The organism is Halobacterium sp. CBA1126, from assembly GCF_009741975.1.
Classification (GTDB): Archaea; Halobacteriota; Halobacteria; order Halobacteriales; family Halobacteriaceae; genus Halobacterium.
In genome coordinates, this window is record NZ_WPCF01000150.1 from 1 (window position 1) to 4,634 (window position 4,634).

Below are 4,634 nucleotides of genomic sequence, written 5' to 3' on the forward strand. Positions count from 1 at the left end.
CGACGTCGTGGACGAGGAGACGGTCTTCGCCATCACCGCGACGGCGCGCCCCGAGGAGATCGAGGAGATGGTCACCGAGGCCATCGAGGGCGACTTCACGGCCGCGCGGTCGACGCTCGACGACCTCATCTCGAACCGCGGGCTGGCGGGCGGCGACATCATCGACCAGGTCCACCGCTCGATCTGGGAGTTCGACGTCGAGGAGGCGGCCGCGGTCCGGCTGCTCGACCGCCTCGGCGAGGCCGACTACCGCATCGCGGAGGGCGCCAACGAGCGCGTCCAGCTCGAGGCGCTGCTGGCGTCAGTCGCGCTGAACGCCGAGGAGGCCTAGTTCAGCGCCCAGAACGCGTAGTTCAGGTACGCCGCGAACGACACCCACGCGAGGTACGGGACGAGCAGCGCGCCGGCGGCGGGCCGCACCCGGTAGAACGCCGCGAGCGTCGCCGCGATGCCCGCCCAGAGCGCGGCGATGACGGCGAGCCCGCCCGGGATGTTCTGGCCGCCGAAGAAGACGAGCGTCCACGCGACGTTGAGCGCGTACTGCGCGACGAACAGCGAGAACGCGACCGTCCGCTGGCGGCCCGAGCCGTCCCGGAGCACGAGGTAGGCGGCGACGCCGAGCAGCGTGAACAGCAGCGTCCAGACGGGGCCGAACACCCAGTTCGGCGGCGCGAGCGCGGGCTGAGCGAGCGTGTCGTACCACGACCCCGAGCCGGTGGCAGTGACGAGCGCGGGGGCCGCGCCGACGGCGTTACAGACGACGACGGCGAGCGCGACGCCCGGCAGGTCGCTCCGTGAGAGGTCCATACGGGGGCGTCGCGCGCCAGCACCTAAACTACTCGCGGAGGTCCGCGGGCGGGCCGCCCGGCAGGTCGTCGCGGTCGTGGGGCGCGAAGAAGTCCGGGTTCGGGCCCGTGGGCACGAGGCGCTTCGGGTTGAGGTGAGCGTGGCTGCGGTAGTAGTGCTGTTTCACGTGGTCCATGTTGAGGGTGTCCGCAACGCCGGGGAGCTGGCAGAGCTCGCGGAGGTACGGCCAGAGGTTGTCGTAGTCCGTGATGCGCTTGCGGTTGCACTTGAAGTGCGTGTGGTAGACCTCGTCGAAGCGGTACAGCGTGGTGAACATCGCAATATCGGCCTCCGTGAGCGCGTCGCCCGCGAGGAACCGCTGGTCGGCGAGCACGTCGTCGTAGTGGTCGAGCGCCTCGAAGAGGTCGTCGACTGCGTTGTCGTACGCGCGCTGGCTGTCCGCGAAGCCGGCGCGGTAGACGCCGTTGTTGATGGGGTCGTAGATGTCGTCGATGAGGCGGTCGACCTCGTCCTGATACCCCTCGGGGTAGAGGTCGACGTCGCGGGCGGCGAACTCGTCGAAGGCGACGTCGAGCATCCGCATGATCTCCTCGCTCTCGTTGTTCACGATGGTGTCGGCCTCCGTGTCGTAGAGCACCGGCACGGTGACCCGGCCCGTGTACTCGGGGTCGGCGTGGGCGTACACCTCGCGGAGGTAGTCCGAACCGAAGAGGTGGTCGGGGGTGGTGCCGGGCTTCTCGGGCGCGAACTCCCAGCCCTGGTCGTAGCGCACGGGGTCGACGACGCTGACCGAGACGGCGTCCTCGAGGCCCTTGAGGGCGCGCGTGAGGAGCGTGCGGTGGGCCCACGGGCACGCGTAGGAGACGTAGAGGTGGTAGCGCCCGGACGCCGCCGGGTAGTCCTCGCCCACCCAGTCCCGGAAGCTGGTCTCCTCGCGCTCGAACTCGCCGCTCTCGTCGTGGTCGATCATCTCCTCCTCGGTGCGCCACTCGCCGTCCACCATGCGTCCCATGGGCGAGGACAGGGGCGCCGGCCGTTTAGCCGTTGAGGGCGCGGCCCGTCTCGCCGGCGCCGCGGCGCGCGGACGCCCGAAACCGAGGCGTCCGGCACGAGCTAGCCCCGGAACTGTTTTACTCGTCGGTCGGCCACCATACACGTAATGAGCGACCTCGAGTCGGAGTACCGCCTCGACTACTTCGAGGAGGAGGGCTTCGAGCGCCGGGAGTGCACGGAGTGCGGGGCGCACTTCTGGACGCGCGACCCCGACCGCGAGACGTGTGGCGAACCGCCCTGTGAGGACTACCAGTTCATCGACGACCCCGGGTTCGACGAGGAGTACACCCTCGAGGAGATGCGCGAGCGGTTCCTCTCCTTTTTCGAGGACCACGGCCACGAGCGCATCGACCCGTACCCGGTCGCGGCGAACCGGTGGCGCGACGACGTGCTGCTGACGCAGGCCTCCATCTACGACTTCCAGCCGCTGGTGACCTCCGGGCAGACGCCGCCGCCCGCGAACCCGCTGACGGTGAGCCAGCCCTGCATCCGGATGCAGGACATCGACAACGTCGGGAAGACGGGCCGGCACACGATGGCGTTCGAGATGATGGCCCACCACGCGTTCAACACCCGGGAGGACGCCGACGAGGAGTACGCCTACGAGGGCGAGGTGTACTGGAAGGACGAGACCGTCGAGTACTGCGACGAGTTCTTCGCGGACATGGGCGTCGACCCCGAAGAGGTCACGTACATCGAGGACCCGTGGGTCGGCGGCGGCAACGCCGGGCCCGCCTTCGAGGTCATCTACAAGGGCGCGGAGCTGGCGACGCTGGTCTTCATGTCGATGGAGCAGGACCCCGACGGCGAGTACGAGATGAAGGACGGGAACCGCTACAGCCCGATGGACACGTACGTCGTGGACACCGGCTACGGGCTGGAGCGGTGGACGTGGGTGAGCCAGGGCACGCCGACCGTCTACGAGGCCATCTACCCGGAGACCATCGAGTTCCTGAAAGAGCAGGCGGGCATCGAGCACACCGACGAGGAAGAGCAGCTCGTCCACCGCGCGGCGAAGCTCGCGGGCCACCTCGACATCGACGAGGCCGAGGACATCGAGGCGGCGCGGGACAACATCGCCGACCAGCTCGGCGTCGAGACCGAGCGCCTGCTCGAGCTGCTGCGGCCGCTCGAGGACATCTACGCCATCGCGGACCACTCCCGGACGCTGGCGTACATGTTCGGCGACGGCATCGTGCCGTCGAACGTCGGCACGGGCTACCTCGCGCGGATGGTGCTGCGGCGCACGAAGCGCCTCGTGGACAACGTCGGCGCGGACGTCCCGCTGGACGAACTCGTGGACATGCAGGCCGAGCGCCTCGGCTACGAGAACCGCGACACCATCCGCTCCATCGTCCGCAGCGAGGTCGAGAAGTACGCGGAGACGCTGGAGCGCGGCGGCCGGAAGGTCCGCCAGCTCGCCGAGGAGTACGCCGAGCGCGGCGAACCCATCCCGACGAGCGAGCTCATCGAGCTGTACGACTCCCACGGCATCCAGCCGGACATGGTCGAGGACATCGCGAGCGAGGTCGGCGCGACCGTCGACGCGCCCGACGACTTCTACTCGCTGGTCGCCGAGCGCCACGACTCCGCGGAGGCCCTCGAGACCGACGAGGAGGAGGACGAGCGCCTCGACGACCTCCCGGAGACGGAGGCGCTGTACTACGACGACCCCTACCGGTCGGAGTTCGAGGCGGTCGTGCTGGACGTCTTCGAGCGCGAGGAGGACGGCGAGGAGGTGTACGACGTGGTGCTCGACCAGACGATGTTCTACCCGGAGGGCGGCGGGCAGCCCGCCGACCACGGCACGCTCTCCACGGACGACCAGACGGTCGACGTGGTGGACGTCCAGAAGCGCGACGACGTCGTCCTCCACCGCACCACGGACGACCCCGGGAAGGGCGAGTTCGTGCGCGGCCAGATCGACATGGAGCGCCGCGAGCGCCTGATGGCCCACCACACGGCGACCCACGTGGTCGTCCACGCGGCCCGCGAGGTGCTCGGCGAGCACGTCCGGCAGGCGGGCGCCCAGAAGGGCACGGAGAGCTCCCGCATCGACGTCCGGCACTACGAGCGCATCGACCGGGAGACGGCCAAGCGCATCGAGCGCGTCGCCAACGACATCGTCCGGGAGAACACGAGCGTGCAGCGCGAGTGGCCCCACCGCCACGAGGCCGAGGAGAAGTACGGCTTCGACCTCTACCAGGGCGGGATTCCGGCCGGGGAGAACATCCGCCTGATTCACGTCGCCGAGGACGTCCAGGCCTGCGGCGGGACGCACGTCAACCGCACGGGCGAGATCGGCGCCATCAAGCTCCTGAACACCGAGCGCGTGCAGGACGGCGTCGAGCGGCTGACGTTCGCCGCGGGCGACGCCGCCGTCGAGCACGTCCAGGACCTCGAGGACGACCTGTTCGCGGCCGCCGACACGTTCGACGTGGCGCCCGACGAGGTGCCGGAGACGGCCGAGCGGTTCTTCACGGAGTGGAAGGAGCGCGGCAAGCGCATCGAGGAGCTCAAAGAGCAGGTCGCGGAGGCCCGCGCCTCGGGCGGCGGCGCCGGCGAGGAGGTCGAGGTCGGGGACGCGACGGCGGTCGTCCAGCGCCTCGACGGCGACATGGACGAGCTGCAGGCGACGGCGAACGCGCTCGTCGACGAGGGCAAAATCGCGGTCGTCGGCTCCGGGAAGGACGGGGCGCAGTTCGTCGTCGCGGTGCCCGACGGCGTGCCCGTGAACGCCGGCGAGGTCGTCGGCGAGCTCGCGAGCACGGTCG

The 4,634-nt window shown here is 69.9% G+C and carries 3 protein-coding genes and 1 pseudogene; 2 read left to right on the plus strand and 2 right to left on the minus strand.

The features are described from left to right. A pseudogene (gene rfc / locus GJ634_RS14180) lies at window positions 1-331 on the plus strand (replication factor C small subunit); the annotation flags it as partial. Here the strand turns inward: rfc and GJ634_RS14185 are convergent. After that, entirely contained in the window at window positions 328-807 is a 480-nt protein-coding gene (locus GJ634_RS14185) for a TspO/MBR family protein (protein WP_157503510.1), read from the minus strand. The pseudogene rfc and the gene GJ634_RS14185 sit on opposite strands and share 4 nt — an antisense overlap. A 28-nt stretch (window positions 808-835) precedes the next feature. After that, window positions 836-1,819: a glutathione S-transferase family protein gene (locus GJ634_RS14190; protein ID WP_157503511.1), complete on the minus strand. Its 984-nt coding sequence runs from the start codon at window positions 1,817-1,819 to the stop codon at window positions 836-838. A gap of 147 nt (window positions 1,820-1,966) precedes the next feature. Between GJ634_RS14190 and alaS the strand changes: the two genes are divergently transcribed. Further along, on the plus strand, window positions 1,967-4,634 hold a 2,668-nt coding region (alaS, locus tag GJ634_RS14195; RefSeq protein ID WP_157503512.1), incomplete at its 3' end, for an alanine--tRNA ligase.